Raw genomic sequence first — 26,170 nt, 5'->3', positions numbered from 1 at the left:
GGTGGAACCCGATGAAGAATTTGCTGCTGCGCATCAACGACAAGATTTACATGACTTGCATCTGGGTCGCCGGCCTCTCTGTCCTGGCAATTGCTCTGATGATTCCCTGGGGCGTGTTCGCCCGCTACGTGCTGGGTACCGGCTCAAGCTGGCCGGAACCCACCGCGATTTTGCTGATGATCGTGTTCACGTTCATCGGCGCCGCCGCCAGTTACCGCGCTGGTGCGCACATGGCCGTGGACATGCTCACCAACCGCCTGCCCCCTCACTTGAAAACCGCGGCATCGGTGTTTTCCCAACTGCTGATGGCGGTGATCTGCATCTTCATGATCAGCGGCGGCACCAAACTCTGCCTGTCCACCTGGAACCAGTACATGAGCGCCCTGCCCACACTGCGGGTCGGCATCACGTACATGCCCATACCGGTCGGTGGTTTTCTGACCCTGATTTTTGTCCTGGAAAAACTCTTGCTCGGTGATCAGAGCAAGCGCCGGGTCGTGCAGTTCGACCTGGTCGAAGAAAGTGAAGGTGCCGCTTAATGGACGCTCTGATTCTGCTGGGCAGTTTTTTCCTGTTGATCCTGATCGGCATGCCGGTCGCCTACGCCCTGGGTGCCGCTGCGCTGATCGGCGCGTGGTGGATCGATATTCCATTCCAGGCCGTGATGATCCAGGTCGCGGGCGGGGTGAATAAATTTTCGTTGCTGGCCATTCCGTTCTTCGTCCTGGCCGGTGCAATCATGGCCGAGGGTGGTATGTCTCGCCGGCTGGTGGCCTTCGCCGGTGTGCTGGTGGGTTTCGTGCGCGGCGGTCTGTCACTGGTCAACCTCATGGCCTCGACGTTCTTCGGTGCCATTTCCGGATCCTCAGTGGCCGACACCGCCTCGGTGGGTTCGGTACTGATCCCGGAGATGGAACGCCGCGGCTACCCGCGGGAGTTCTCCACCGCAGTGACCGTCAGTGGTTCGGTACAAGCCCTGCTGACCCCGCCCAGCCATAACGCGGTGCTGTACTCCCTGGCAGCCGGCGGTACGGTTTCCATCGGTGCGCTGTTCATGGCCGGCATCGTGCCGGGCCTGCTGATGAACGCCTGCCTGATGGTGCTGTGCCTGATCTTCGCGAAGAAGCGCAACTACCCCAAGGGCGAAGTGATTCCCCTCAAGCAGGCGCTGAAAATCTGCCGGGAAGCCATGTGGGGCATGATGACCATGTTCATCATCCTCGGCGGCATCCTCTCGGGTGTTTTCACCGCCACCGAATCGGCCGCCATCGCTGTGCTCTGGGCATTCTTCGTGACCATGTGCATTTACCGCGACTACAAGTGGAGTGAGTTGCCGAAACTGATGCATCGCACGGTGCGTACCATCTCGATCGTGATGATCCTGATCGGCTTCGCCGCCAGCTTCGGCTACATCATGACGCTGATGCAGATCCCGGCGAAAATCACCACCCTGTTCCTGACTATCTCCGACAACCGCTACGTGATCCTGATGTGCATCAACGCGATGCTGCTGGTCCTGGGTACGGTGATGGACATGGCGCCGCTGATCCTGATCCTGACCCCGATCCTGATGCCGGTGATCATGGGCATCGGCGTGGACCCGGTGCAGTTCGGCATGATCATGCTGGTGAACCTGGGTATCGGGCTCATTACTCCGCCGGTGGGAGCAGTGCTGTTCGTCGGCTCCGCCATTGGCAAGGTCAGTATCGAAAGCACCGTCAAGGCCCTGCTGCCGTTCTACGGCGTGCTGTTCCTGGTGTTGCTGGCCGTGACCTACATTCCGGCGATCTCGCTGTGGTTGCCGCGTCTGGTGCTGTAAGAAACAACAACCATCCCCTTGTGGGAGCAAGGCTTGCCCGCGATGAAGATGACGCAGTCTCCCAGGAAACCGAGGAGCCTGCATCGCGAGCAAGCTTTGCTCCCACAAGTCCTCGCCACAGGGTTCGCACACAAAAATCCGGTTTTCCCCACAACCGTTTTTTCAACCTTGCTAAACAAGGTCACCATGACGCCTCCCCTTCTCCACCTCGAAGACGAACTGACCCGCCTCACCCTGGCCCCGCACCTGGGCGCCAGTCTCGTTGAATGGACATTGCGCAGCACTGGTGCTCCCCTGTTACGCCCGCCCGCGCCGCAAGCGCTGGAAAACGGCCTGCCGGGCAAACTCGGCTGCTTCCCGCTGATCCCATGGTCGAACCGGATCGCCCAGGGCGGTTTCGATTGCCCCGGCGGCTGGCTCGGTCTGGACGCCAACAGCCCCAACGACCCGTTCCCGATCCATGGCAGCGCCTGGCAACAACCGTGGCAAGTGATAGAGCAAAGCGCCCAGGAAGCCTTGTTGCAGCTCGACAGCCAACATCCATTCGCCTATTGCGCCAGCCTGCGGATTCGCTTGAGCGGCGGTCAGTTACAGATCGCGATGCACGTCACCCACCTGGCCGAACAGGCCGCGTGGCACGGGCTGGGTTTACACCCGTACTTCCCGCGCACTGCTGGCACACGCCTGCAAACCCGTGCGACCGAAGTCTGGATGTGCGATGAGAAAAAACTGCCAACCACATTGGGCAGCGTTCCTCGAATCTGGGACTTCCAACAACCCCGCTTGCTGCCGGACACACTGGTGGACAACGGCTTTGGCGGCTGGGACGGGCATTGCCTGATCCAGCAACCGGACCTGGGTTATGAGCTGGAATGCCGAGCCAGCGGCAGCGAATACTTCTTGCTGTACTGTCCCGTGGGCCTGGATTTCTTTTGCGTCGAACCGGTCAGCCATCCGGTCAATGCCCACCACCTGCCAGGGCGGCCAGGGTTGCGCTTGCTGGAGCAAGGGCAGTCAGTGACGCTGGGGTTTTCGATGCAGTGTCGACTCCTGTAACCCCTCCAGACAGGTTTCTCTCCCGCTCGGCTGGGCGTCAGGTCCCCAAGGTCAAACCGTTGGCCGGCAAAGGCAGCGCCGTTTTATATCGAACCTGCTTGAGCGCAAAGCTCGAACGGATATTCGCCACCCCCGGGACCTTGGTCAGAAAGTCCATCATGAAGCGCTCCAGCGACTGGATCGACGGCACCAGCACGCGGATCAGGTAATCCGGGTCGCCTGCCATCAGGTAGCACTCCATCACCTCCGGTCGGTCGGAGATCGCCTCTTCGAAGTGCTGCAACGCCTCCTCCACTTGTTTTTCCAGACTCACGTGGATGAACACGTTGACATGCAGGCCCAGCAGATCGGCATCCAGCAGCGTGACTTGCTCGCGTATCACCCCCAGCTCCTCCATGGCCCGGACCCGGTTGAAGCAAGGCGTGGGCGATAGATTGACCGACCGGGCAAGCTCGGCGTTGGTGATGCGGGCGTTTTCCTGAAGGCTGTTCAGAATGCCGATGTCGGTGCGATCCAATTTACGCATGAGACAAATAATCCTGTTTTTTATCGTTGTGCAGATTTTTTATCTGCAAATGATCTGAACAGCAACCCAACAGAGAAAAATATTCTTCTGCGTCGAGCCTATGATTGTTGTAGGACAATTTTCCTTACCCGGGAAAGTTCGTCAGCTAGCGCGCCCACTACAAGAAATTCACAAGATCGAGCGTAGAAAGCCATGAACCCAGCGTATGAACCGCTACGCCTGCACGTCCCCGAACCCTCGGGCCGTCCCGGCTGCCAGACCGACTTCTCCTACCTGCATCTGAGCGATGCCGGCACGGTGCGCAAACCCTCCATCGACGTTGAACCGTCCGACACGGCCGACCTGGCCCGCGGGCTGATTCGCGTGCTCGATGACCAGGGCAATGCCCACGGCCCATGGGCCGAAGACGTGCCTCTAGAGATCCTGCGCAAAGGCATGCGCGCCATGCTCAAGACGCGCATCTACGACAACCGCATGGTGGTCGCCCAGCGCCAGAAAAAAATGTCGTTCTACATGCAGAGCCTCGGCGAGGAAGCCATCGGCAGCGGCCAGGCCCTGGCGCTGAACATCGATGACATGTGCTTCCCCACCTATCGCCAGCAGAGCATCCTGATGGCCCGCGAGGTGCCGTTGGTGGGCATGATCTGCCAACTGCTGTCCAACGAGCGCGATCCGCTCAAGGGCCGGCAGTTGCCGATCATGTACTCGGTCAAGGACGCCGGTTTTTTCACCATCTCCGGCAACCTCGCCACGCAATTCATCCAGGGCGTGGGCTGGGGCATGGCCTCGGCGATCAAGGGCGACACCAAGATCGCCTCGGCCTGGATCGGTGACGGCGCCACCGCCGAATCGGACTTTCACACCGCCCTGACCTTCGCCCACGTCTACCGGGCGCCAGTGATCCTCAACGTGGTCAACAACCAGTGGGCGATCTCCACCTTCCAGGCCATTGCCGGCGGTGAAGCCACCACCTTCGCCGGACGCGGCGTCGGCTGCGGCATCGCTTCGCTGCGGGTGGATGGCAACGACTTCATGGCGGTCTACGCCGCTTCGCGCTGGGCCGCCGAACGCGCCCGCCGCAACCTCGGCCCGGCGCTGATCGAATGGGTGACCTACCGCGCCGGCCCGCACTCCACTTCCGATGATCCGTCCAAATACCGTCCCGCCGACGACTGGAGCCACTTCCCGCTGGGCGACCCGATTGCGCGCCTCAAGCAGCATCTGGTGAAAATCGGCCACTGGTCCGAAGAGGAACATGCCGCCGTCAGCGCCGAACTCGAAGCCGAGGTGATCGCCGCGCAGAAGGAAGCCGAGCAGTACGGCACCCTTGCTGGCGGGCAGATCCCAAGCGCCGCGACCATGTTCGAAGACGTCTACAAAGAGATGCCGGAGCACTTGAAGCGCCAGCGTCAGGAGTTGGGGATCTGACATGAACGATCACAACAACAATATCCAGCTGGACACCGCCATGACCACTACCACCATGACCATGATCCAGGCCCTGCGCTCGGCCATGGACGTGATGCTCGAGCGCGACGACAACGTCGTGGTGTTCGGCCAGGACGTGGGCTACTTCGGCGGCGTGTTCCGCTGCACCGAAGGCCTGCAGAATAAATACGGCACCTCGCGGGTGTTCGACGCGCCGATTTCCGAGAGCGGTATCGTCGGCGTGGCCGTGGGCATGGGCGCCTACGGGTTGCGGCCGGTGGCCGAGATCCAGTTCGCCGACTACGTCTACCCGGCCTCGGACCAGATCATTTCCGAAGCGGCGCGCCTGCGCTATCGCTCGGCCGGCGAGTTCACCGCGCCGATGACCCTGCGCATGCCCTGCGGCGGCGGCATCTATGGCGGCCAGACCCACAGCCAGAGCATCGAAGCGATGTTCACCCAGGTTTGCGGCTTGCGCACCGTCATGCCGTCGAACCCTTACGACGCCAAAGGCCTGCTGATCGCCTCCATCGAAAACGATGACCCGGTGATTTTCCTCGAACCCAAGCGCCTGTATAACGGCCCGTTCGACGGCCACCACGACCGCCCGGTAACCCCATGGTCGAAACATCCGTCGGCGCAGGTGCCGGACGGCTACTACACAGTGCCGCTGGATGTCGCCGCCATCACCCGCCCGGGCAAGGACGTGACCATCCTCACCTACGGCACCACGGTGTATGTGTCCCAGGCCGCCGCCGAAGAAACCGGCATCGACGCCGAAGTCATCGACCTGCGCAGCCTCTGGCCGCTGGACCTTGAGACCATCGTCAAATCCGTGAAAAAAACTGGCCGCTGTGTGGTCGTCCACGAAGCCACCCGCACCTGCGGTTTCGGCGCCGAGCTGGTGTCGTTGGTGCAAGAACACTGCTTCCACCACCTTGAAGCGCCCATCGAGCGTGTCACCGGTTGGGACACCCCCTACCCGCACGCGCAGGAATGGGCGTATTTCCCAGGGCCGTCCCGTGTGGGCGCGGCGTTGAAACGGGTCATGGAGGTCTGAATGGGCACGCACGTTATCAAGATGCCGGACATTGGCGAAGGCATCGCCGAAGTTGAACTGTCGGTGTGGCACGTCAAGGTTGGCGACATGGTGGTCGAAGACCAGGTGCTGGCCGATGTCATGACCGACAAGGCGATGGTGGACATTCCCTCGCCAGTACACGGTCGGGTGATCGCCCTGGGTGGCGAGCCCGGCGAAGTCATGGCGGTGGGCAGCGAACTGATCCGCATTGAAGTCGAAGGTGCCGGCAACCTCAAGGAGTCGGCGCAACCCGCCGTCGCGGCGCCAGCGCCGAAACCCGCGCCGGTGGCAACGCCTGAGCCGACGATAGAACAACCCGCTGCTGCGCCACGCCCCGCGCCGCAAGCGCCGGTGGCCCGCGATCCGGACGAGCGGCCGCTGGCCTCCCCGGCCGTACGCAAACACGCGCTGGACCTGGGCATTCAATTGCGCCTGGTCCAGGGCAGTGGCCCGGCCGGGCGTATCCTGCATGAAGACCTCGAGGCCTATCTGGCTCAGGGTCCAGCGACCCCGGCCAAAGGCGGCTCGGGTTATGCCGAACGCCACGACGAACAGCAGATCCCGGTGATCGGCATGCGCCGCAAGATCGCCCAGCGCATGCAGGAAGCGACCCAGCGCGCCGCGCATTTCAGCTACGTCGAGGAAATCGACGTCACCGCTTTGGAAGAGCTGCGGGTTCATCTGAACGAAAAACATGGCGCCAGTCGCGGCAAGCTGACCTTGCTGCCGTTCCTGGTCCGCGCCTTGGTCGTTGCCTTGCGGGACTTCCCGCAAATGAACGCCCGTTATGACGACGAGGCCCAGGTCATCCACCGTTCGGGCGCTGTGCATGTCGGCGTCGCCACCCAGAGCGATGTGGGCCTGATGGTGCCGGTGGTGCGTCACGCCGAAGCCCGTAGCTTGTGGGACAGCGCGGCAGAAATCTCGCGTCTGGCAACCGCGGCCCGCAATGGCAAAGCCAGCCGCGATGAGCTGTCCGGCTCGACCATCACCCTGACCAGCCTCGGTGCGTTGGGCGGCATCGTCAGCACCCCAGTGCTGAACCTGCCGGAAGTGGCGATCGTCGGCGTGAACAAGATTGTCGAACGGCCCATGGTGATCAAAGGCCAGATCGTGATCCGCAAGATGATGAACCTCTCCAGTTCCTTCGATCACCGAGTGGTCGACGGCATGGACGCGGCGCAATTCATCCAGGCCCTGCGCGGCCTGCTCGAACAGCCCGCCACGCTGTTTGTGGACTAATCATCAATGGAGCAGGCCATGCAAACTTTGAACACCACGCTGCTGATCATCGGCGGCGGCCCCGGTGGCTATGTGGCGGCGATTCGCGCCGGTCAGTTGGGCATCCCGACCATTCTGGTGGAGGGCCAGGCGTTGGGCGGAACTTGCCTGAACATCGGCTGCATCCCGTCCAAGGCGTTGATTCACGTCGCCGAGCAGTTCCATCAGACACGGCACCACAGCCAGGGCTCGGCCCTGGGTATCACGGTGTCGGCGCCAAGTCTGGACATCGGCAAGAGCGTGGAATGGAAGGACGGCATCGTCGATCGGCTGACCACCGGCGTCGCGACCCTGCTGAAAAAGCACAAGGTCCAGGTCATTCACGGCTGGGCCAACGTAGTCGATGGCAAAACCGTTGACGTCGGCGACACGCGCATCCAGTGCGAACACCTGCTGCTGGCTACCGGCTCGAAAAGCGTCGACCTGCCGATGCTGCCGATTGGCGGGCCGATCATTTCCTCCACCGAAGCCCTCGCCCCTGCCTCGGTGCCCAAGCATTTGGTGGTGGTCGGCGGCGGCTACATCGGCCTGGAGCTGGGTATCGCCTACCGCAAGCTCGGCGCCGAAGTCAGCATGGTCGAGGCCCAGGAACGGATCCTGCCAGCCTACGACGGCGAACTGACCCAACCGGTGCACGAGGCACTCAAGCAATTGGGCGTGAAGCTGTACCTCAAGCACAGCGTCGAAGGTTTCGATGCCCAGGCCAGCACGTTGCAAGTGCGCGATCCCGCTGGCGAGACGCTGAACCTGGAGACCGACCGGGTGCTGGTGGCCGTTGGTCGCAAACCTAACACCCAGGGCTGGAACCTCGAAGCGTTGGACTTGGCGATGAACGGTTCGGCGGTGAAAATCGACAACCGTTGCCAGACCAGCATGCGCAATGTCTGGGCCATCGGCGACCTGAGCGGCGAACCGATGCTCGCCCACCGGGCCATGGCCCAGGGCGAAATGGTTGCCGAGCTGATCGCGGGTCAGCATCGCGAGTTCAACCCGACGGCCATCGCGGCGGTGTGCTTCACCGATCCGGAACTGGTGGTGGTCGGCAAAACGCCGGACGAGGCCAAGGCTGCCGGGCTCGACTGCATCGTTTCCAGCTTCCCGTTCGCCGCCAATGGCCGGGCCATGACCCTGGAATCGAAAAGTGGCTTCGTGCGGGTCGTGGCACGGCGGGACAATCACCTGATCGTCGGTTGGCAAGCGGTCGGCGTTGGCGTCTCGGAGCTGTCCACCGCGTTCGGCCAGTCCCTGGAAATGGGCGCACGCCTGGAAGACATCGCCGGCACCATCCACGCCCACCCGACGCTGGGCGAGGCGGTGCAGGAAGCGGCGTTGCGAGCGTTGGGGCATGCGTTGCATCTGTAACAGTTGTGGGTGAATAACCTTGTGGCGAGGGGATTTATCCCCACTGGGTTGCGCAGCAACCCCAAAACCTGTCACCGCCGGGCGTCAGATATCTGAGCTAATGGGGCTGCTTCGCAGCCCAGCGGGGATAAATCCCCTCGCCACAGGCTGCGAAACAGCCCCGGAATGAAGTATTGTTGTGCCCATCCAAAAAACGTCAGAAGCCTTGAACCGTTTCGACGGTTGTTAAGAAATAGAGGGTGTCATGGGTAACGAGAGCATCAATTGGGACAAACTGGGCTTTGACTACATCAAGACCGACAAGCGCTACCTGTCGCACTGGCGCGATGGCGCCTGGGACGCCGGCACCCTGACCGACGACAACGTGCTGCACATCAGCGAGGGCTCCACCGCCCTGCACTACGGTCAGCAGTGTTTCGAAGGCCTGAAGGCCTATCGCTGCAAGGACGGTTCGATCAACCTGTTCCGCCCTGACCAGAACGCCGCCCGCATGCAGCGCAGCTGCGCGCGCCTGCTGATGCCGCAAGTCGAGACCGAGCAGTTCGTCGAAGCCTGCAAGCAAGTGGTCCGCGCCAACGAGCGCTTCATCCCGCCTTATGGCACTGGCGGCGCGCTGTACCTGCGCCCGTTCGTAATCGGCGTGGGTGACAACATCGGCGTGCGCACCGCCCCCGAGTTCATCTTCTCGATCTTCTGCATCCCGGTCGGCGCCTACTTCAAGGGCGGCCTGACCCCGCACAACTTCCTGATCTCCAGCTACGACCGTGCCGCCCCACAAGGCACTGGCGCGGCCAAGGTCGGTGGCAACTACGCCGCCAGCCTGATGCCCGGCTCCCAGGCCAAGAAGGCCAGTTTCGCCGACTGCATCTACCTGGACCCGATGACCCACTCGAAAATCGAGGAAGTCGGCTCGGCCAACTTCTTCGGCATCACCCATGACAACAAATTCGTCACCCCCAAATCCCCTTCGGTCCTGCCGGGCATCACCCGCCTGTCGCTGATCGAACTGGCCAAATCGCGCCTGGGCCTGGAAGTGATCGAAGGCGACGTGTTCATCGACAAACTGTCGGACTTCAAGGAAGCCGGCGCCTGCGGTACCGCTGCGGTCATCACTCCGATTGGCGGCATCAGCTACAAGGACAAGCTGCACGTGTTCCACAGCGAAACCGAAGTCGGCCCGATCACCCAGAAGCTCTACAAAGAGCTGACCGGCGTGCAGACCGGCGACGTGGAAGCGCCGGCTGGCTGGATCGTCAAGGTCTAAGCAGCGCTCATGTGGCGAGGGAGCTTGCTCCCTCGCCACATGAGTTTGTCTCCCTTACTCCCGCCGCAAAACCAGCCATCGCCCCCAACGCTGGCGAAACCATCCGTAACCGCTGACCAGCAGAATCCCACTCAATACCAAAGCCGCACCGACGATGAAGTTCGGCTCCAGCGGTTCATCCAATAACCAGACACCAAAACCGATGCCAAACAGCGGCGTCATGAACGACAGCACCCCCAACTGCGAAGCCAGGTAGCGGCGCAGCAGGGAAAACCAGATCAGAAAACTGGCGAAAGACACCAGCAACACTTGAAAGGCCAGGCTGGCCAGCAGTTGCGGTGTGGGGTTGATCGACGTTTGCCCCAGCACCACCGACATCCCTACCAGCAGCACCCCGGCGCCGACCAATTGGTACAGCAACGTCTGGCTGGCGGGCAGGTTCGTCAAGCGTGAACAACGCACTGTCACCGTCGTAGCCCCCCAGAGCGCACCGGCCAGCAGCCCCATGCCATCACCCAGTAACGAACTGCCGTTCGCCGCCCCCGTCCCTCCGCTGAACGCCACAACAATACCGCCGAATGCCACGGCGATACCCAGCCATTGCAGAGGTTTTAGACGTTCGCTCGGCAGTTTCCAGTGCAGGCCCAGAGCGGCGAACATCGGCGCGGTGTAGAGGAAAATCACCATGTGCGAAGCCGTCGTATGGCGCAGGCCTTCACCCACCATCACGAACTCCAGGGCAAACAACAGCCCCACCAACAGGCCGGGACGCCAACTGCCATCGGCCAGGGACAGGCGTTCACCGCGCGCCAGCACCAACAGCCAGACCAGTACCGCAGCGATGGCCGAGCGCACGCCCAGTTGCAGCATCGGCGCCATGTCGGCGGCGCTGGCCTTGATCGCGACTTGCTGGAAACCCCAGATGGCACAGAGGCCCGTCATCAGGGCACTGACCTGGCCATCCAGGGCGCGGCGGGTGGTCATGGGAAAGGTCCTTGGGCAGAAATGGATGAAAGGATTGTCTGCCTGACACCTTTGCTGGATATAGTGATTACCCGACAAGCCATCCCGGTAATCCGCCATTACGGTCGATATGCAGCCTCCAGCTCAACATCTGAAGATTCCTCCGTTCGACGCGGCCCTGCCCTCGCCGATTTTCTTTCGCAGCGCCTGCATGCCGGCCCACGCCACTTACCCTCGGCACCGGCATGCCTGGGGAGAGTTCGTCTACTCCTACAGTGGGGTGATGGAAATCGAGATCGCCCAGCACCATTACCTGGCACCACCGCAGTACGGCATCTGGTTACCGCCGGACATGGAACACGTTGGGTTCAATCGGCATGAAGCCTGTCATTGTTCGTTGTACCTGGCGGCCGAACTGTGCGCTGCGCTGCCGGCCGTACCTTGCGCGCTGACCTTGAGCCCGCTGATCCGCGCGTTGCTGGAAGAGCTGCGCAGCGACCCGCCGAGCCAACCTCAGACGCCCGAGCAGCAGCGCTTGTTGCAGGTGCTGGTGGACAAGCTGATCCAGGCGCCCCATGCCGGCAGTTACTTGCCCTCCTCGGATGATCCACTGCTGGGCCCCGTGTTGCGGACCCTTGAGGCGAATCCCAGCGACCCACGCTCCTTGCCGCAACTGGCCCGCGCCGCCAACACCACCGAACGCACACTGATGCGCCGGGCCCAGCGGGACCTGGGCATGTCACTGGTGGAATGGCGCCAGCGCCTGAAGGTCATCGAGGCCCTGGCCCTGCTCGAACGTGGCCAGAGCGTGGAAACCATCGGCCTGGACCTGGGCTACAGCAGCGCCTCGGCGTTCATCAGCATGTTTCGCAAAATGATGGGCACCACGCCGGATGAGTATCGGCGCAGGCACATGGCTGGATAATGAGGGTGGTTCGGGAATGGCTATCGCGAGCAGGCTCGCTCCCACAGGGCTTGTCGGTGGCCATCGATCATGTGTTCAGCGCAGGTCCACTGTGGGAGCGCGCTTGCTCGCGATGGCGGTGGATCAGCTTGCATGGATGTTGGATATGAAGGCCCCTTCGCGGGCAAGCCCGCTCCCACAGGGTTTGTCGGTGGCCATCGATCATGTGTTCAGCGCAATTCCACTGTGGGAGCGAGCCTGCTCGCGATGGCGGTGGATCAGCTTGCATGGATGCTGGATGTGAAGGCCCCGTCGCGGGCAAGCCCGCTCCCACAGGGTTTGTCGGTGGCCATCGATCATGTGTTCAGCGCAGGTCCACTGTGGGAGTGGGCTTGCTCGCGATGGCGGTGGATCAGCTTGCATGGATGCTGGATGTGAAGGCCCCTTCGCGGGCAAGCCCGCTCCCACAGGGTCTGTCGGTGGCCATCAATCATGCGTTCAGCGCAGGTCCACTGTGGGAGTGGGCTTGCTCGCGAAGGCGGTGGATCAGCTTGCATGGATGTTGGATGTGAAGGCCCCTTCGCGGGCAAGCCCGCTCCCACAGGGTTTGTCGGTGGCCATCGATCATGTGTTCAGCGCAGGTCCACTGTGGGAGCGAGCCTGCTCGCGATGGCGGTGAATCAGCTTGCATGGATGCTGGATGTGAAGGCCCCTTCGCGGGCAAGCTCGCTCCCACAGGATCTGTCGGTGGCCATCGATCATGTGTTCAGCGCAGGTCCACTGTGGGAGCGAGCCTGCTCGCGATGGCGGTGGATCAGCTTGCATGGATGTTGGATGTGAAGGCCCCTTCGCGGGCAAGCCCGCTCCCACAGGGTCTGTCGGTGGCCATCATGTGTTCAGCGCAATTCCACTGTGGGAGCGAGCCTGCTCGCGAAGGCGCCAGCAGGGCCGACATCCATCTCGACATCGACACCCAATCGCGCCGCCATTTCCTTGCGCCCACTGGTCGTCAACGCCAGCGCCCGGCTATCCAGGTCCTGAACCACCCATTTGCGCTTGATCGCCACTTGCAGCAACGCCGCGCCCAAGGCGCCCCCCAGGTGCGGACGGCGCATGCTCCAGTCCAGGCAGGGACAGGCAAATCGGCGTCGCTGACCGGCAAGCGCCTGGACATCAATGCCCAGCCCTTGGAACAGCGCCTCGCCGGAGTCACTCAGGCGATACCCTTTGCCTTCCACATCCACCAGCCATCCAGCTTCAAGCATCCGATCATGCATGCGCACCGCCAGCGTGCCGGCCATGTGGTCGTAGCAGGTGCGGGCGAATTGCAGGCGATCCGGGGTGCGCGCGGTGAAGGTCGGGGCGGCGTTCTGGCCGATCACCATCAACGCTTCCAGCGCCTGGGCAACCCGCTTATCCGCCAGGCTGTAATAGCGATGTCGGCCCTGGACGTACAAACGCACCAAGGCCAGTTCCTTGAGCTTCGCCAAATGGCTGCTGGCGGTAGAGGCACTGACATCGGCGATGCTCGCCAACTCCGTGCTGGTTCGGGCATGGCCGTCCATCAACGCGCACAGCATTCGGGTGCGGGCCGGTTCGGCAATGGCCGCGGCGACCTGGGACACCCCAAGGTCATGTTGCTCTGCATTCATATTTCGCCCCCCGACGAATCGAGCCATGGCAGGACTTCAGATAGTAGCAACGCTTTCAATCGTCGCGGGTCAGCACTTCCAGCAGCTCGATTTCGAAAATCAGATTGGCGCCCGGCTTGATGTGAGCACCCATGGACCGTTCACCATAGGCCAGATTCGCCGGCACCCACAGCTTGCGTTTGCCGCCGACCTTCATGCCCATCAGGCCGACGTCCCAGCCCTTGATCACTCGACCGGTGCCAATCACGCACTGAAAAGGTCTGCCTCGACTGTAGGACGAATCGAATTCGGTGCCGTCTTCCAGCGTGCCACGGTATTGGGTGGTGATCAGCGCGCCTTTGACTACGCTTTTGCCGTCGCCCTGCTCCAGGTCGATGATTTGCAGTTCTTCGTTCATGGGCTACTCCCGTGTGGTTCAGGCGCGGGTTTTCGCAGAAATCCGCGTGTCTGGCAAACTTTTGTGTGTTGGGTGCACAAGGGAACCGCAGCGGTCGCTTCGGTTCACATGGGTATCGACCCTGTATTTCAGATAAGGATGTTCTGATGATCGACTTTCGCCCGCTCCACGGCTTCATTCCTCCCTATATCCTCAACCGAATCATCGCCCACGGTTCCGAACATCAACGCTCCAGCGCCCTCGGCACCCTGACCCACGTACGCAATCTGCGGCACAACCCCGGTCCGCCGCACACCCCGCCCGCCGCCGCAGCGCTGCCCAGGCCCGGCAAGCCCGGCCAACCCCAGCGCAGCGTGCATGACGCACAGAACACCATGGAACTGCCCGGCCAGCCGGTACGCCTCGAAGGCCAGGCCGCCACTGGCGACCCGGCCGTGGACGAGGCCTACGATGCCCTCGGCGCCACCTACGATTTTTTCTGGAAAGTGCTGGGGCGCGACTCCATCGACAACAAAGGTTTCGCCCTGGTGGGTAGCGTGCATTACGGCCAGGACTACGAAAACGCCTTCTGGAACGGCGCGCAGATGGTGTTCGGCGACGGCGATGGCGAAATCTTCCAGCGTTTCACCCGCTCCCTCGACGTGGTGGCCCACGAGTTGGCCCATGGCGTGACCGAAAGCGAAGCCGGATTGATCTACGCCAACCAGTCTGGGGCGTTGAACGAGTCCATGTCCGATGTATTCGGGGTGCTGGTCAAGCAGTTCGTCCTCGAACAGACCGCCGACCAGGCCGACTGGCTGATCGGCGCCGACCTGCTCACTGACAAGATCAACGGTGACGGCCTGCGCAGCATGTCCAACCCCGGCACGGCCTACGATGACCCGCTGCTGGGCAAGGACCCGCAACCGGCGCACATGCGTGAATTCGTCATCACCCGCGAGGACAACGGCGGCGTGCACATCAATTCCGGCATTCCCAACCGCGCCTTCTATCTGGCGGCCACCACGCTGGGCGGATTTGCCTGGGAAAAGGCCGGCCGGATCTGGTATGAAACCTTGTGCGACAGAAGACTGGCCAACGACGCCTCCTTCAGCGACTTCGCCCGCTTGACCGTCGAGCACGCCCGCCAGCGCTTTGGCATCCGGGAAGTGCAAGCGGTGCAGAACGGCTGGGCTCAGGTAGGCGTCGATTTAACCGAGGAGCACTGATGAAACCCCTTCCAAACCTCGATGATCACGCCGTGGTGCGGCTGTCCCGCCAGGGCGGCGTGGCGGCGATGCCCGGCTTGACTCGCCCTCGGGAAATCGATTTCGCCCAGTGCGATCTCAACCAGCGCACGCGTATCTGTTCGGTACTGGAAGGGTGTCTGCCGCTGGACTCGGCGGCACCGGGGCGTGGCGACCAGCGTTTTTTCCGGATCGAGGTGCGCTATCGCGCCAACGACCAGGACGACGAAATGGTGCTGCAGGTGCCTGAAGACCAGGCACCCGGCGAGCTGGTTCGCCTGTGGGACAAAGGCGAAGTGAGCTCAAAGGACTAGCGTGTGGCGGGGGTGATTTTCAGAATGCGGCCGGAGGCAATCACTACCATCACGTATTTGTCATGGATCTGCACCCATTGCGCGCCTTCCTCGGGTGCTTCGAGCCCCTTCTCCTTCCAGTTTTTAATGGCCTTGTCCGAGCGCTGATATTCAGAAGGCGTCCGGTCGGCCTCCACCAACCGGCGACCATTGTTGGGTGAATGTTCCACCGCATCTCCGGTGGCCTCGACCGCTTGCGCCACAGGGCCAAGGGCTCCGAGACCGGCGATCAGGACCAGGCTGGCGATCAGGGTAGGCTTGCGCATAAAAACTCCAGTGATTTCGAGAATACTGAAATCTCCGACTTCAACGGCGGCGAATCATTCCTTTTACTGTAGCGACGAATCCGTCGCCGACTGTACGGGGCGGTGATGCCGACAACCGGCGTAGGCTGGCAAAAAAGCCATTTATAAAAACCGGGGCTCGCCATGCACATCGCCATTCTGACCTTCGACGGCTTCAACGAACTGGACTCACTGATTGCCTACGGCATGCTCAGCCGTATTTCCCTGATCGGCGATAAGGAGTGGCGCGTGAGCATCGCTTCACCTACCCCGCGCGTCACGTCCATGAATGGTTTGACCATCGACGCCCAGATCGACCTGGAGCAGGCCTGCAAGGCCGACGCCGTGTTGTTTGGCAGCGGCATGAAGACCCGGGAAGTGGCCGACAACCCGGCCATCATGAGCCGGCTGCGTCTGGACCCGACGCGCCAGTTGCTCGGTTCCCAATGCTCCGGCACATTCCTGCTGGCACGCCTGGGGCTGCTCGGCCAAGCACCGGCCTGCACCGACACCACCAGTAAACCATGGGTCGTGGCGGCGGGTGTCAACGTGGTCAACCAGGCGTTCCACGCCAATGGCAATATCGCCACCGCCGGTGGCTGTTTCTCCGCCCAGTACCTGTCGACCTGGGTGCTGGCGCGGCTCAAGGGCCTGGAGACCGCGCGGGAAGTGCTGCATTACTTTGCCCCGGTGGGCGAGAAAGAGGCCTATGTGGAACGGGGGTTGGGGCATATCCGCCAGTATGTGAGTGAAGTGGCGCAAGTCTGAGGCCGCGGGAAGAACAACGATGTCCCTGTGGCGATGGCTACACATTGGCAGCCACATCCCCTATAAAGTCCAACACACCTCACCGCACGGACCCCGCCATGAGCAACGCCACCACCTCATCCCCTGCCCTCAAGGAAATCTTCAACGCCACACGCCTTGAGCACATCGCCAGTGAAATGAGCGCGGTGTATCCGGCTTTCGATAGCCGGGCGTTCCTGGACATGGCCAATGACGGGCTGAGCGAGTTGTCGGTGATGCAACGCATGGCGCGAATCAGTGAGTGCCTGCATGCGGTACTGCCCTTGGAGTACGAGGCGTCGCTGGATGTGCTGCGAGACCTGGCGCCCCGACTCAACAGCATGTTTGTCAGCATGTTCCTGCCCCACTACGTGGCGTCCTACGGCCGGCACAGCTTCGACCTGTCCCTGGATGCGCTCAAGTATTTCACCCGGTTCGGCTCCTCGGAGTTCGCCGTGCGGCATTTCCTGCGCGATGACCTGGCGCGCACCCTCAAAGCCATGCACGACTGGGCGCACGACCCCAACGAACACGTCCGTCGCCTGGCCAGCGAAGGCAGTCGACCGCGCTTGCCCTGGTCGTTCCACCTGGAGCCGATCCAGGCCAACCCCGACCTCGCCGCCGCGATCCTTGAGGCCCTCAAGGCCGACAACAGTCTGTATGTACGCAAGTCCGTGGCCAATCATCTCAACGACATCACCAAGCAGCACCCTGACTGGGTGCTGGACCGGATCGAAGGCTGGCCCCTGCAAGATCGCCATACCGCATGGATCGCCCGCCATGCTTTGCGCAGCCTGATCAAACAAGGCAATTCGCGGGCACTGGCGGTTATCGGCGTCGGCGGCAAGGCGCACATCCAGGTGCTGGACTTACAGGTCACGCCGGCGGTGATTCGTCTCGGCGAACCGATTACCTTGTCGTTCAAGGTGCAATCAACCCTCGAGCAGAACCAGCGCCTGGTGATCGACTATGCCATCGACTACGTGAAAGCCTCGGGCGGCACCTCGGCCAAAGTCTTCAAGCTCAAGACCTTCGACCTGCCTGCCCTTGAGTGCGTCAGCCTCAGCCGTTCCCAGCATATTCGCGAACTGACCACCCGCCGACACTACGCGGGCCGGCATGCGGTGCATCTGCTGGTCAATGGCGAACGGCTGGGCAGCACGGCGTTCGACATCGTTCCCTGAGCGGCCGCTCAGGCCAGCACCAGCCGTTGTGCCTTGCGAATGTCCTGCAGGAAGCGCTCGGCCGGCAGCGGGTGGCCCAGCAGGTAACCCTGCAGCGAATCGCAACCCAATTGAGTCAGGAAATCCTGCTGCACGTCGGTCTCCACCCCTTCGGCAACAATCCGCAGCCCCAGGGCCTGGCCGAGGGCGACGATGGCCGAGACAATCGCCGCATCATCACTGTCGTGCTCCAGGTCGCGGACGAAACCGCGATCGATCTTCAGCTCGTTGGCCGGCAAACGCTTGAGGTACATCAGGCTTGAATAACCGGTGCCAAAGTCGTCGATGGACAAATCCACGCCCATGTCCGAGAGCTGCTGCAGCACGGTCATGCTTGCATCGGCATCGCTCATCGCCGTGGTTTCGGTGATTTCCAGGGTCAGGCTGTTGGCTGGCAGATGATGAATTTCCAGCGCCGTGGCGACGCTCTGCACCAAGCCCACGTGGCAGAACTGCAAGGCCGACAGGTTCACCGCGATGCGCCAGTCGGTGTAGCCGAGCACGTACCATTCGCGCATCTGGCGGCAGGCCTCGTTCAACACCCATTCCCCGATGGGAATGATCAGCCCGGTCTTTTCCGCAAGGTCGATGAAAGTATCGGGCATCAACAGGCCCTGGGTTGGATGCGTCCAGCGCAACAAGGCTTCGGCCCCCACCGGACGGCCGTTGGCAGCGTCGAACTTGGGCTGGTAATGGAGGCTGAACTGGCGTTGATCGACGGCGATGCGCAGGTCTTGCAGCAGTTGCAGTTGCTTGCGGGCGTTGCTGTTCATCGAGGCATCGAAAAAGCTGTAGCCATTCTTGCCGGCGCCCTTGGCGTGGTACATCGCCGCGTCGGCATTCATCAGCAGCTCTTCGGCGCTCTGGCCGTTGCCTGGATAAAGCGCGATGCCGACACTGGCGGATATCTGCAGGTCATGATCGGCCACCCGGAATGTGCGACCGATCAGCCCGACCTGACGGGCCGCCAGGCGCAACGCATCGTCAGGCTCGGCCAGTTGCACCAGCAGCACGAACTCATCACCGCCGATCCGCGCCAGGGTGTCCTGGCTGCGCAAGTCTTCCCGCAGGCGCAGGGCCACGTCGCGCAGCAACAGGTCGCCCATGTGATGGCCGAAAGCATCGTTGACCGGTTTGAAGCCATCCAGGTCGATGAACATCAAGGCGAAACAGCCGCCCTGCTCATGCACCCGATGCATGGCCTGACCGATACGATCGGCCAGCAGCACGCGGTTGGGCAATTCGGTGAGGGGGTCGTGCAGGGCCAGTTGCGTCAGCTCACGGTTGGCCAGAGTCAGCGATTGGGCCAGCTCTGCGGTCCGGGCCTCCAGGCGCGCATCGAGAATCGACGTGAGCAAGGCGATGGCCAGTACCGCCAACGTGGTGATCAGCACCAGATTGTCCAGACCCTTGCCACTCAAGCCGTCCAGAGCACCGCAAAAGCTGCCGTCGCTGAAGCGCGCTGCGGCCATGCCGGTGTAATGCATGCCGACAATGGCCAGGCCCATCACGACAGCAGCGCCGGCGCGGGCCAGACGTACATGGGGGATGTTCTGGCGCAAGCGAAAGGCGATCCACAACGCAGCCGCCGAAGCGCCGACCGCAATCACCAGCGAAGCCCCGAACAACGAGGGGTCATAATCAATACCCGGCTGCATCCGCAGCGCCGCCATGCCGGTGTAATGCATGGCGCTGATGCCGGCGCCCATGATCAACGCGCCGAAAGCCAGTTGCCACGCCGGCAATTGCGGTTGACTGACCAACCACAGGGCAAAACCGCAGGACAGGATGGCGATCAGCAGCGACAAGGCGGTGATCGATACATCGTAGCCAAGCTCCACCGGCAAGGTGAACGCCAGCATGCCGATAAAATGCATGGACCAGACCCCGACGCCCATTGCCAGGGAACCGCCGGCCATCCACCAATGCGCCGCGCGCCCCTGGGTGGTCGCGATGCGGCCGGTCATGTCCAGCGCAGTGTAGGAAGCCAGTACCGCAACAAACAGGGAAATTGAAACAAGGGCCGGGGAGTAACTGCCGATGAGCATGGTTTTTTCTCGTGACTGGAAAGCCGAACTGCTTCCATGCCCGGTTGAAAGGCGGCGATTGTACTCAATTGCGGTACGGGCGTACCGACCAAATATCAAAAAGCCATCAACCCTGGAATATTTGCGACGAAGGACATCTTGTCTCCGGATGACTGGAGGCACCTGCGTCACAGGCCGTTCGGCTAAGCTGTGGTGGGCCATTTTTCAGGAGACCCATCCATGACCGCCCCAACCACCGCGTTAGTGGTAATAGACGTTCAGAACGACTTCATCCCCGGAGGCCAATTGGCCGTACCGGGGGGTGACGAAATCGTGCCATTGATCAACCGCCTGGGTCGTTCATTCAGGCAGGTCATCCTCGCCCAGGACTGGCATCCGGCCGGGCACGCTTCGTTTGCCTCCAGCCATCCGGACAAGCAACCGTTCGACCTCATTCAACTGCCCTATGGCGAACAGAAACTGTGGCCCGACCACTGCATACAAGACACCCAAGGCGCCGCGCTGCACCCGGCCCTGGACCTGCCGCACGCGCAACTGATCATTCGCAAGGGCTGCAACCCGGACATCGACAGCTATTCGGCCTTCATGGAAGCCGACCGCCAGACACCCACCGGCCTGACGGGCTACCTCAAGGAGCGCGGCATCGACACGGTGTACATGGTGGGGCTGGCGCTGGATTTCTGCGTGATGTTCTCGGCGCTGGATGCCCGGGCGGCGGGGTTCAACGCGCTTGTGGTGCTCGACGCCTGTCGGGGCATTGATATCGACGGTTCGATGGAGGCGGCAATCCGGCGGATGCAGCAAGCGGGTGTGGCGCTGATTGAATCGAGCGCAATAAACGCCTGACCCCTCCCCCAGCCTCACCGCGTTGGCAACCACAAGCGCAATCGCGCCCCACCCAGCGGCGAAGCTTGCGCCGTCAGCGTACCGCCCTGGGCTTGCAGGGCGCGACGGCTGATGGCCAGTCCCAGGCCAAAACCGCCCGTGGCGCGATCGCGACTGCGGTCCAGGCGATAGAACGGTTCGAATACACGCTCGCGCTCGCTGTCAGGAATACCGATACCGTCGTCGTCGACCCAGATCTCGCAACCCTGGACGCCGACCAGCACGCCGACCTGGATCCGCTTTTCGCAATAACGCATGGCGTTGCGTAACAGATTCTGCAACGCCCGGGCCGTCAGGCGCGGGTCCAGCACGAAACGCTCCAGCGTGCCGTGCAGCAGCACATCGATCACCACATCCGGCGCCGCCAGGTCCTCGTCGACACTGCCCAGGATACTGTCGATGAACTCGTCCAGCGCCACCTCCACGCGTTCGGGCAGAAGCTCGGGGTTCTGCAGACGGCTGTAAGACAGCAGCTCCAGCACCAACTCATCCAGCTCGCGGATGTGTGCCACCAACCCTTGCAGCCGTTCGCGACTGGCCGGCGGCAGGTCATCGGACAGCGCCAGGGCCAGGCCGAAATCGAGGCGGGTCAATGGCGTGCGCAATTCATGGGATACCGCATTGAGCAGATCGCGCTGCTGGTTGAGCAAGCGCTCGATGTCGCCGGCCATTGTGTCGAACACGTGGGCCAGGCTGCCGATGTTCGAGCTGGAGCCAATCTGCGTACGTTCGCTCAAATGGCCTTTGCCGAAGCGTTCAGCCGTGCGTTTGAGCCGTTCCAGATCGCGCCAATGCGGCCGCAACCAAAGCAGCAGGCAAGCCAGCATCGTCGCACCGATCAACACGTTGATGCTCCAGTACAGCCAACTGACCTCGGTCGGGTCCGGGGGCACAATCATCTTGACCGCCGTGCGCTCATCCAGCGGCGCGGCCGCCAAGGTTCGCCAGGCCCATTCGCCCAGGCGCACCACGTTCTCGCCGCGCTTTAGACGCGCCTGCTCGTCAGTGCTGAAACCCTCATCCTCGATGGCCGCCAGTTCGATGCGCAGCGGCTCGAATTCCTTGTCCATCTGTGCCGCCAGTGCCGGCCACTGCTCGCTGGGCACGTTATGGAACTGCCGGACCATCAAGGTTTGCAGGCCACGGGAATAATCGAGGTTGTAGTTCAGGAAGCGCTCATGAAACAGCCGGACCACCAACTCCGGCATCAGATAGATCGCGGCGCTGTAGGACACGATGGTGACCAGGTAAAGGCGAATCAGCAGCTTCCACATCGACTCAGCATTCCCACTCGGAACGGCTGAACAGATAACCCTTGCCCCACACGGTCTTGATCTTGCGGGCTTCGCCGGCGTTGTCGTCGAACTTGCGCCGCAGCTTGGAGATCGCCACGTCCACCGAGCGGTCGGTGCCGTTGAACTCGATGCCGCGCAGACGCTGCAGAATCTGGTCGCGGCTCAGCACCTCGCCGCAATGCCGGGCCAGTACCACCAGCAGGTTGTATTCGCCGCTGGACAGCTCCACCGCTTGCCCGCGCCAGGTCACGGTGCGTTCGGACAGGTCGATGCACAGGTTGCCCATGAGAATGCGATCGTTGACCGTCTGCGGCTCGGTAAGGCTGCTGCGGCGCAACAAGGTCCGAACGCGTGCCAGCAGGACCCGGGGTTCACAGGGCTTGCTGACGTAGTCATCGGCGCCCATTTCCAGGCCCAACACCTGATCATGGCTGTCGTCCCGGGCGGTGAGCATCAGAATCGGCAGGGTCGCCGAATCGGCCCGCAACAAGCGGCAGACCTGCAAGCCGTCCAGCCCCGGCAGCATCAGATCGAGGATCACCAGGTCCGGCGGATCGACCCGCGCCCGTTCCCGCACATGATCGCCACGGCTGAGCACACTGACCCTGTAGCCGTTGCGCTCCAGGTAGCTGGCGATCAGTTCGGAGAGGGCGGTGTCGTCTTCCACCAGGAGGATGTTGGGCATGGTGTTTCCAGAGTGCTGGGGCGCCTGGCGGATCGCCTTCGCGAGCAAGCCCCTCCCACAATGTTCATGTAAACCTCTGTGGGAGCGGGCTTGCTCGCGAAGGCGACATAACAGGCACCAAGGAATCAAGCTGCCAAGGATATACGCCCTCACCCACCCACGAGCAAACCCCTTACACAATTTCACACAGCACCTACAAAGCTTTACCGATGCGCCCCCTTCCCCCCCTAGCATGCAACGTTCACTGTCGGAGAAGCACCATGCCAAAGAACTCCCTCGCCACTCCAGGGCACAAGCACATTTAAGAGTCAGCCCGCCTGAGAGCTACTCAAAAAATCATAAATAAAAGAGCTTGTAAACTGTCAGGAATGACAGTTTACAAGCCTTTGAAAAACGCGTTCTCTAGAGTTCATCCAGCATTAGGGTCAACACGGCCTTTGGACACCTTAGTTCTAGCAACGGAGACCGAATCCATGAATGCTGCCACTTATCAATTGAGCTTTGCCCCCGGCAACTATGTCACCGCGTCAGCTTTCTCCACCAATGGTAAAGACTTCCCCGAGTTTGTCGCCACCTCTCGGCTGATCGAAAAGAAAAAGGCAGGTATCTCTCAGGCGGACGTCGTGGTGATTACCGCCATTGATCGGGAAGAAAAAAAGACGAGGGCGACAATCACCTCCACTCGCGAGCTCATTATCAGCATTCCGGCAAATTTCGAGCCGGGTAGCTATGAGTTGAACACACGGGATGATGTGGGCTTCAGCCTCAAGGAGTTCACCACTATTTACGAAGGTATTTCCGGCAGCATTGAATTGGTACCGGCCTCGGAGGGGAACGTAAGGGGCAACTTCAATGTTGATCTAGAACTGCCGGGAACCAATGGACAAACCATGCTGCTCAAAGGCCAGTTCCAGGTGCTCAAAGCTTGATAGTTCGCTGCAACACCACGTAAAAAGGGAAGCCGAAGCTTCCCTTTTTTACATGACTCAGAATGAGTAGTGAGCGCCCAGATTGAAACCGATGTCCTTGGTGACATTGTCACCTTTGCTGGTATCGAGTTCGGCATGCACCTGCCAACGATCACTCAATGTCCATGAGGCTCCCGCCGCCACTTCGAACCGGGTACCGGACAAGTCGTTGTTGAACTTGTTGTTGTTGACTCGAACTTCGTTGTGCTTGGCGAACTCCTGGACCACCGCGGTGCGAATATGCGGTTGCAGTACGCTGCCATCGTCCAGGGTCATACCCCGTCCCAGTGTCACACCCACTTTGCCCAGCATGGATCGCGTGGTGTCGGCGTCCGCCTTCAAACCATTATCGAGGTTGAAATCCTTGCCCTGCACTGTCGCCATCTGCCACTGAGTAAACGGCTCCACATAGTAGCCATCCTTGATATCGATGTGTTTACCAAACTCCACCGACGCACTGGCCCCCAGGTTGTTGTAGCCGCCCTTGGTCCTGGTGCCATCGCTCATCGTCACCTTGGCGTCGTTACGGAAATGGTTGAGCTTGGCGACGGTATCCAGGTAGTAACCGCTATCACCCAGCCAAGTGCCGTACATACCCAGGGAGGTGCTGTCGATTTCGCCTGAGCTGCCACGGCTCAAATCGAGGTTCGACTTGCTGTAACCGGCGAATACACCCAGCAACACACGTTCGCCCGCGATCTGCACCGGGGTATCGACCCCCAGGGAGATGCCGTGTTGATTCTGACTGTAGCCGTTGCCGTAAGCGTTGGTGGTGACGCTGTATCGGTTACCGAACGAACGAATCCAGCCACCCGTCTGGCCGCCATTGACCCGCAGATCGCCCATCCGGGTGTTCAACAACGCCATCTCGCCATAGATCACTGTGGGCGCAGTACCGAAGATGGCCATGACCGAACGGGTCGGTGTGCTGATCACATCCTTATCAGGTTGCAGATACCAGTCATCTCCGTTCTTCACCAAGCGGTAGGTATAAGCGCCGACATCCACGCGATCATTGACCAGATCGTACTGGGCGCCTGAGGCGACACTCTGCACCACCTTGATCGAGTCATCATTGACCGGATCAAGACCGGTGCTGGCGACCAACAACTGATGATTGCCGGTAGCACTGCCCGTGATATTCAGCAGATCACTGATGCCCTGATTGAAGTCGGTGCCTATTTCGAACCTGCCATTACCCGCCAGATTGGCCACGTCCAGTTGGAAATATTGCTGATTGCTCCCCAGCCGAACGGTCCCGCCAGAGTTGAGCGTAAGATTGCTCACCGCCTGGCTGTCGGTCATCTGCCACAACGCCTGATTGCTGATGGCGAAATTGGATACGCCGCTCACCTGGCCGGTCAGGTTGGCGCCGTTATCCAAGGTCAGATTGGACACACTGTCAGCAGCGCCCATTACATCACCGACCATTACGCTGCGGTTGTTGATCGAGACATTGGCGACATCTTGCAAGTTGCCGGTGAGCGTAGAGGCGTTGTTGATCACCACATTCGAGGCGCCCAGCACGTTGCCCGTCATACTCGCCTGATTGTTGAGGGTCGCACTGGTGACGTTTTGCATATCACCGGTCAACGACGCCGCGTTTTGCAGGACGACGTTACCCGAACCACCCTCATCCACCACGATATTACCGGCCAAGGTACTGTTGTCGACGAGTAAATCAGCCGCGGCACCGGTACGCACTTCCAGCAACGTACCGTTCCCGCCGATCAGGGTTGAACCGTTGCGGACCTCGATGTTGGCCACACCTGGAATATTGGCCGGACTGTAGCCGACGACAATGGCCGAACCGCTTTGACCTTCTACCTGGGTACTGTCCAGCACGATCGACGACTGGATGACCGTTGACGCGTTGGCATCGGTGCCCACGATCAACCCGTTCAGGCCACCAGTGATCGTGCTGCCGCTGGCGGACAGCGCTCCCTCATGCAGACGTATCCCGAAACTGTTGGCGCCGGTGCCCTCCACCGTGGAGTCCTGAACGGTCAGGTCGCTGAAACGGTTGCCAGCGAGCCCTCCCACCAAGCCTCGGACCACACTGTTGTTACCCAGGGTGACCTGCGAGCCGCCAGCACTGTTGATATTACGTGCGGCTAATATGCCAATTCCCTGAGCACTGGTCACCGTGGAGTTATTCAACGTCGCACTGGCGTTGGTCAGCGCAATGCCCTGGGTCAGGCCATTCACTCCGTCAGGGGTGACCATGGAGTTGGTCAGGTTAACCGTGGCACCTGCAACGCCAGTGATGCCTAAGGTCGAGGCCCCCGAGCCTGTTAACGTGGCGCCGGTTTCAACGACCCAGGTTTCCACCGGGGTATTAACGTCGATAGCCTGACTTTGCCCAGCGGGAACAGTGCCAGCTTGGGCCAGCGATGGATTGATCAGCAGCGGCATGAACAACAAGGCCGACACGCTGGTAGCTGTCTTGCGATAGGAAAATACAGACTTAGACGACATATTAATGAGTCCTACAAGATGACATTCCTTCAGGAACGAATGTCCGACTCAATGAGCGCGAGCCGGAATAAAAAACGGTCGCCAGACTAGTGTTTATCTATTCATCGCTATGTAGGATAAATCCGCATATGCATACGACTTTTCCCATTTAAATGTGGGATCTCTACTTCTGAATCTACGGAATCTCGCTTCAACAGTTAAAGACG

The 26,170-nt window shown here is 61.2% G+C and carries 24 protein-coding genes; 15 read left to right on the top strand and 9 right to left on the bottom strand.

The window, feature by feature from the left end; translation table 11 throughout:
* Positions 1–11: 11 nt before the first annotated feature.
* From AC3I65_RS10275 to AC3I65_RS10265, 3 genes are all read left to right on the top strand, one after another.
* Positions 12–539, top strand: a complete 528-nt coding sequence (locus tag AC3I65_RS10275) for a TRAP transporter small permease (protein ID WP_047227600.1) — start codon at positions 12–14, stop codon at positions 537–539.
* Complete coding sequence (locus AC3I65_RS10270; RefSeq protein ID WP_047227601.1) at positions 539–1,819, top strand: TRAP transporter large permease; 1,281 nt, start codon at positions 539–541, stop codon at positions 1,817–1,819. The genes AC3I65_RS10275 and AC3I65_RS10270 overlap by 1 nt, the downstream gene beginning before the upstream one ends.
* 186 nt (positions 1,820–2,005) lie before the next feature.
* On the top strand, positions 2,006–2,875 hold the full coding sequence (locus AC3I65_RS10265; protein ID WP_274091180.1) for an aldose 1-epimerase: 870 nt from the start codon (positions 2,006–2,008) through the stop codon (positions 2,873–2,875).
* A 37-nt stretch (positions 2,876–2,912) separates the two neighbouring features.
* Here AC3I65_RS10265 and bkdR read toward each other — a convergent pair whose 3' ends face one another.
* A complete protein-coding gene (bkdR, locus tag AC3I65_RS10260; RefSeq protein ID WP_047227603.1) occupies positions 2,913–3,401 on the bottom strand; it encodes a Bkd operon transcriptional regulator BkdR in 489 nt (162 codons plus the stop codon).
* Between the two features lie 192 nt (positions 3,402–3,593).
* Between bkdR and AC3I65_RS10255 the strand changes: the two genes are divergently transcribed.
* From AC3I65_RS10255 to AC3I65_RS10235, 5 genes are all read left to right on the top strand, one after another.
* On the top strand, positions 3,594–4,829 hold the full coding sequence (locus AC3I65_RS10255) for a 3-methyl-2-oxobutanoate dehydrogenase (2-methylpropanoyl-transferring) subunit alpha (RefSeq protein WP_107322737.1): 1,236 nt from the start codon (positions 3,594–3,596) through the stop codon (positions 4,827–4,829).
* 1 nt (position 4,830) lies between these two features.
* Positions 4,831–5,889, top strand: coding sequence for an alpha-ketoacid dehydrogenase subunit beta (locus AC3I65_RS10250; protein ID WP_047227605.1), 1,059 nt, complete (start codon positions 4,831–4,833; stop codon positions 5,887–5,889).
* A complete protein-coding gene (locus tag AC3I65_RS10245; protein ID WP_488523689.1) occupies positions 5,890–7,152 on the top strand; it encodes a dihydrolipoamide acetyltransferase family protein in 1,263 nt (420 codons plus the stop codon).
* Positions 7,153–7,170: 18 nt separating this feature from the next.
* Positions 7,171–8,553: a dihydrolipoyl dehydrogenase gene (gene lpdA, locus AC3I65_RS10240; protein ID WP_339490873.1), complete on the top strand. Its 1,383-nt coding sequence runs from the start codon at positions 7,171–7,173 to the stop codon at positions 8,551–8,553.
* A gap of 244 nt (positions 8,554–8,797) precedes the next feature.
* Positions 8,798–9,817 (top strand): branched-chain amino acid aminotransferase, encoded by a 1,020-nt coding sequence (locus AC3I65_RS10235; RefSeq protein WP_047227608.1) that lies wholly within the window; start codon positions 8,798–8,800, stop codon positions 9,815–9,817.
* A gap of 54 nt (positions 9,818–9,871) precedes the next feature.
* Here AC3I65_RS10235 and AC3I65_RS10230 read toward each other — a convergent pair whose 3' ends face one another.
* Positions 9,872–10,801, bottom strand: coding sequence for a DMT family transporter (locus AC3I65_RS10230; RefSeq protein WP_076385300.1), 930 nt, complete (start codon positions 10,799–10,801; stop codon positions 9,872–9,874).
* Between the two features lie 109 nt (positions 10,802–10,910).
* Between AC3I65_RS10230 and AC3I65_RS10225 the strand changes: the two genes are divergently transcribed.
* Positions 10,911–11,705, top strand: coding sequence for an AraC family transcriptional regulator (locus AC3I65_RS10225; RefSeq protein WP_047227610.1), 795 nt, complete (start codon positions 10,911–10,913; stop codon positions 11,703–11,705).
* An 875-nt stretch (positions 11,706–12,580) separates the two neighbouring features.
* On the opposite strand, the gene AC3I65_RS10220 is transcribed toward AC3I65_RS10225, so the two are convergent.
* Positions 12,581–13,336 carry an ArsR/SmtB family transcription factor gene (locus AC3I65_RS10220; protein ID WP_310662997.1) on the bottom strand — a complete coding sequence of 252 codons (756 nt, stop codon included), beginning with the start codon at positions 13,334–13,336 and terminating at the stop codon, positions 12,581–12,583.
* A 55-nt stretch (positions 13,337–13,391) separates the two neighbouring features.
* Entirely contained in the window at positions 13,392–13,733 is a 342-nt protein-coding gene (locus AC3I65_RS10215; protein ID WP_488523688.1) for an FKBP-type peptidyl-prolyl cis-trans isomerase, read from the bottom strand.
* Positions 13,734–13,879: 146 nt separating this feature from the next.
* Here AC3I65_RS10215 and AC3I65_RS10210 point away from each other — a divergent pair, with 146 nt between their 5' ends.
* Both AC3I65_RS10210 and AC3I65_RS10205 read left to right on the top strand, forming a co-directional pair.
* Positions 13,880–14,941, top strand: a complete 1,062-nt coding sequence (locus AC3I65_RS10210) for a M4 family metallopeptidase (RefSeq protein ID WP_047227613.1) — start codon at positions 13,880–13,882, stop codon at positions 14,939–14,941.
* Positions 14,941–15,273 carry a protealysin inhibitor emfourin gene (locus tag AC3I65_RS10205; RefSeq protein WP_173407077.1) on the top strand — a complete coding sequence of 111 codons (333 nt, stop codon included), beginning with the start codon at positions 14,941–14,943 and terminating at the stop codon, positions 15,271–15,273. Before AC3I65_RS10210 ends, AC3I65_RS10205 begins: the two co-directional genes overlap by 1 nt.
* On the opposite strand, the gene AC3I65_RS10200 is transcribed toward AC3I65_RS10205, so the two are convergent.
* Positions 15,270–15,578: an RcnB family protein gene (locus AC3I65_RS10200; protein ID WP_107322740.1), complete on the bottom strand. Its 309-nt coding sequence runs from the start codon at positions 15,576–15,578 to the stop codon at positions 15,270–15,272. The two genes, AC3I65_RS10205 and AC3I65_RS10200, sit on opposite strands and share 4 nt — an antisense overlap.
* Before the next feature lie 162 nt (positions 15,579–15,740).
* Between AC3I65_RS10200 and AC3I65_RS10195 the strand changes: the two genes are divergently transcribed.
* Both AC3I65_RS10195 and AC3I65_RS10190 read left to right on the top strand, forming a co-directional pair.
* On the top strand, positions 15,741–16,364 hold the full coding sequence (locus AC3I65_RS10195; protein ID WP_488523687.1) for a DJ-1/PfpI family protein: 624 nt from the start codon (positions 15,741–15,743) through the stop codon (positions 16,362–16,364).
* A 98-nt stretch (positions 16,365–16,462) separates the two neighbouring features.
* The gene (locus AC3I65_RS10190) at positions 16,463–17,566 is read left to right on the top strand and encodes a DNA alkylation repair protein (RefSeq protein WP_047227617.1); all 1,104 of its coding nucleotides are present in this window, start codon (positions 16,463–16,465) and stop codon (positions 17,564–17,566) included.
* Between the two features lie 8 nt (positions 17,567–17,574).
* Here AC3I65_RS10190 and AC3I65_RS10185 read toward each other — a convergent pair whose 3' ends face one another.
* Positions 17,575–19,653, bottom strand: coding sequence for a putative bifunctional diguanylate cyclase/phosphodiesterase (locus tag AC3I65_RS10185; RefSeq protein ID WP_488523686.1), 2,079 nt, complete (start codon positions 19,651–19,653; stop codon positions 17,575–17,577).
* Between the two features lie 219 nt (positions 19,654–19,872).
* Between AC3I65_RS10185 and pncA the strand changes: the two genes are divergently transcribed.
* The gene (pncA, locus tag AC3I65_RS10180) at positions 19,873–20,499 is read left to right on the top strand and encodes a bifunctional nicotinamidase/pyrazinamidase (protein WP_488523685.1); all 627 of its coding nucleotides are present in this window, start codon (positions 19,873–19,875) and stop codon (positions 20,497–20,499) included.
* A 14-nt stretch (positions 20,500–20,513) separates the two neighbouring features.
* On the opposite strand, the gene AC3I65_RS10175 is transcribed toward pncA, so the two are convergent.
* Together AC3I65_RS10175 and AC3I65_RS10170 are read right to left on the bottom strand one after the other, a co-directional pair.
* Positions 20,514–21,812, bottom strand: coding sequence for an ATP-binding protein (locus tag AC3I65_RS10175; protein ID WP_188252358.1), 1,299 nt, complete (start codon positions 21,810–21,812; stop codon positions 20,514–20,516).
* Positions 21,813–21,816: 4 nt separating this feature from the next.
* Complete coding sequence (locus tag AC3I65_RS10170; protein ID WP_047227621.1) at positions 21,817–22,518, bottom strand: response regulator; 702 nt, start codon at positions 22,516–22,518, stop codon at positions 21,817–21,819.
* Between the two features lie 473 nt (positions 22,519–22,991).
* On the opposite strand from AC3I65_RS10170, the gene AC3I65_RS10165 reads away from it, so the two are divergent.
* On the top strand, positions 22,992–23,447 hold the full coding sequence (locus tag AC3I65_RS10165) for a hypothetical protein (RefSeq protein WP_305468180.1): 456 nt from the start codon (positions 22,992–22,994) through the stop codon (positions 23,445–23,447).
* A gap of 57 nt (positions 23,448–23,504) precedes the next feature.
* Here the strand turns inward: AC3I65_RS10165 and AC3I65_RS10160 are convergent, their stop codons facing one another.
* Positions 23,505–25,964 (bottom strand): autotransporter outer membrane beta-barrel domain-containing protein, encoded by a 2,460-nt coding sequence (locus AC3I65_RS10160; RefSeq protein ID WP_488523684.1) that lies wholly within the window; start codon positions 25,962–25,964, stop codon positions 23,505–23,507.
* Positions 25,965–26,170: the final 206 nt, after the last annotated feature.

It is taken from the genome of Pseudomonas sp. N-1-13 (assembly GCF_057787095.1).
Note: the sequence above shows the minus strand (reverse complement) of the source record. Positions and strands in the feature narration are given on the sequence as shown.

What these genes read in the sequence shown, in the direction of transcription:
- AC3I65_RS10275 (WP_047227600.1), top strand. Translation starts at nt 12, where the DNA reads ATGAAGAATTTGCTGCTGCGCATCAACGACAAGATTTACATGACTTGC.
- AC3I65_RS10270 (WP_047227601.1), top strand. Translation starts at nt 539, where the DNA reads ATGGACGCTCTGATTCTGCTGGGCAGTTTTTTCCTGTTGATCCTGATC.
- AC3I65_RS10265 (WP_274091180.1), top strand. Translation starts at nt 2,006, where the DNA reads ATGACGCCTCCCCTTCTCCACCTCGAAGACGAACTGACCCGCCTCACC.
- bkdR (WP_047227603.1), bottom strand. Translation starts at nt 3,401, where the DNA reads ATGCGTAAATTGGATCGCACCGACATCGGCATTCTGAACAGCCTTCAG.
- AC3I65_RS10255 (WP_107322737.1), top strand. Translation starts at nt 3,594, where the DNA reads ATGAACCCAGCGTATGAACCGCTACGCCTGCACGTCCCCGAACCCTCG.
- AC3I65_RS10250 (WP_047227605.1), top strand. Translation starts at nt 4,831, where the DNA reads ATGAACGATCACAACAACAATATCCAGCTGGACACCGCCATGACCACT.
- AC3I65_RS10245 (WP_488523689.1), top strand. Translation starts at nt 5,890, where the DNA reads ATGGGCACGCACGTTATCAAGATGCCGGACATTGGCGAAGGCATCGCC.
- lpdA (WP_339490873.1), top strand. Translation starts at nt 7,171, where the DNA reads ATGCAAACTTTGAACACCACGCTGCTGATCATCGGCGGCGGCCCCGGT.
- AC3I65_RS10235 (WP_047227608.1), top strand. Translation starts at nt 8,798, where the DNA reads ATGGGTAACGAGAGCATCAATTGGGACAAACTGGGCTTTGACTACATC.
- AC3I65_RS10230 (WP_076385300.1), bottom strand. Translation starts at nt 10,801, where the DNA reads ATGACCACCCGCCGCGCCCTGGATGGCCAGGTCAGTGCCCTGATGACG.
- AC3I65_RS10225 (WP_047227610.1), top strand. Translation starts at nt 10,911, where the DNA reads ATGCAGCCTCCAGCTCAACATCTGAAGATTCCTCCGTTCGACGCGGCC.
- AC3I65_RS10220 (WP_310662997.1), bottom strand. Translation starts at nt 13,336, where the DNA reads ATGAATGCAGAGCAACATGACCTTGGGGTGTCCCAGGTCGCCGCGGCC.
- AC3I65_RS10215 (WP_488523688.1), bottom strand. Translation starts at nt 13,733, where the DNA reads ATGAACGAAGAACTGCAAATCATCGACCTGGAGCAGGGCGACGGCAAA.
- AC3I65_RS10210 (WP_047227613.1), top strand. Translation starts at nt 13,880, where the DNA reads ATGATCGACTTTCGCCCGCTCCACGGCTTCATTCCTCCCTATATCCTC.
- AC3I65_RS10205 (WP_173407077.1), top strand. Translation starts at nt 14,941, where the DNA reads ATGAAACCCCTTCCAAACCTCGATGATCACGCCGTGGTGCGGCTGTCC.
- AC3I65_RS10200 (WP_107322740.1), bottom strand. Translation starts at nt 15,578, where the DNA reads ATGCGCAAGCCTACCCTGATCGCCAGCCTGGTCCTGATCGCCGGTCTC.
- AC3I65_RS10195 (WP_488523687.1), top strand. Translation starts at nt 15,741, where the DNA reads ATGCACATCGCCATTCTGACCTTCGACGGCTTCAACGAACTGGACTCA.
- AC3I65_RS10190 (WP_047227617.1), top strand. Translation starts at nt 16,463, where the DNA reads ATGAGCAACGCCACCACCTCATCCCCTGCCCTCAAGGAAATCTTCAAC.
- AC3I65_RS10185 (WP_488523686.1), bottom strand. Translation starts at nt 19,653, where the DNA reads ATGCTCATCGGCAGTTACTCCCCGGCCCTTGTTTCAATTTCCCTGTTT.
- pncA (WP_488523685.1), top strand. Translation starts at nt 19,873, where the DNA reads ATGACCGCCCCAACCACCGCGTTAGTGGTAATAGACGTTCAGAACGAC.
- AC3I65_RS10175 (WP_188252358.1), bottom strand. Translation starts at nt 21,812, where the DNA reads ATGTGGAAGCTGCTGATTCGCCTTTACCTGGTCACCATCGTGTCCTAC.
- AC3I65_RS10170 (WP_047227621.1), bottom strand. Translation starts at nt 22,518, where the DNA reads ATGCCCAACATCCTCCTGGTGGAAGACGACACCGCCCTCTCCGAACTG.
- AC3I65_RS10165 (WP_305468180.1), top strand. Translation starts at nt 22,992, where the DNA reads ATGAATGCTGCCACTTATCAATTGAGCTTTGCCCCCGGCAACTATGTC.
- AC3I65_RS10160 (WP_488523684.1), bottom strand. Translation starts at nt 25,964, where the DNA reads ATGTCGTCTAAGTCTGTATTTTCCTATCGCAAGACAGCTACCAGCGTG.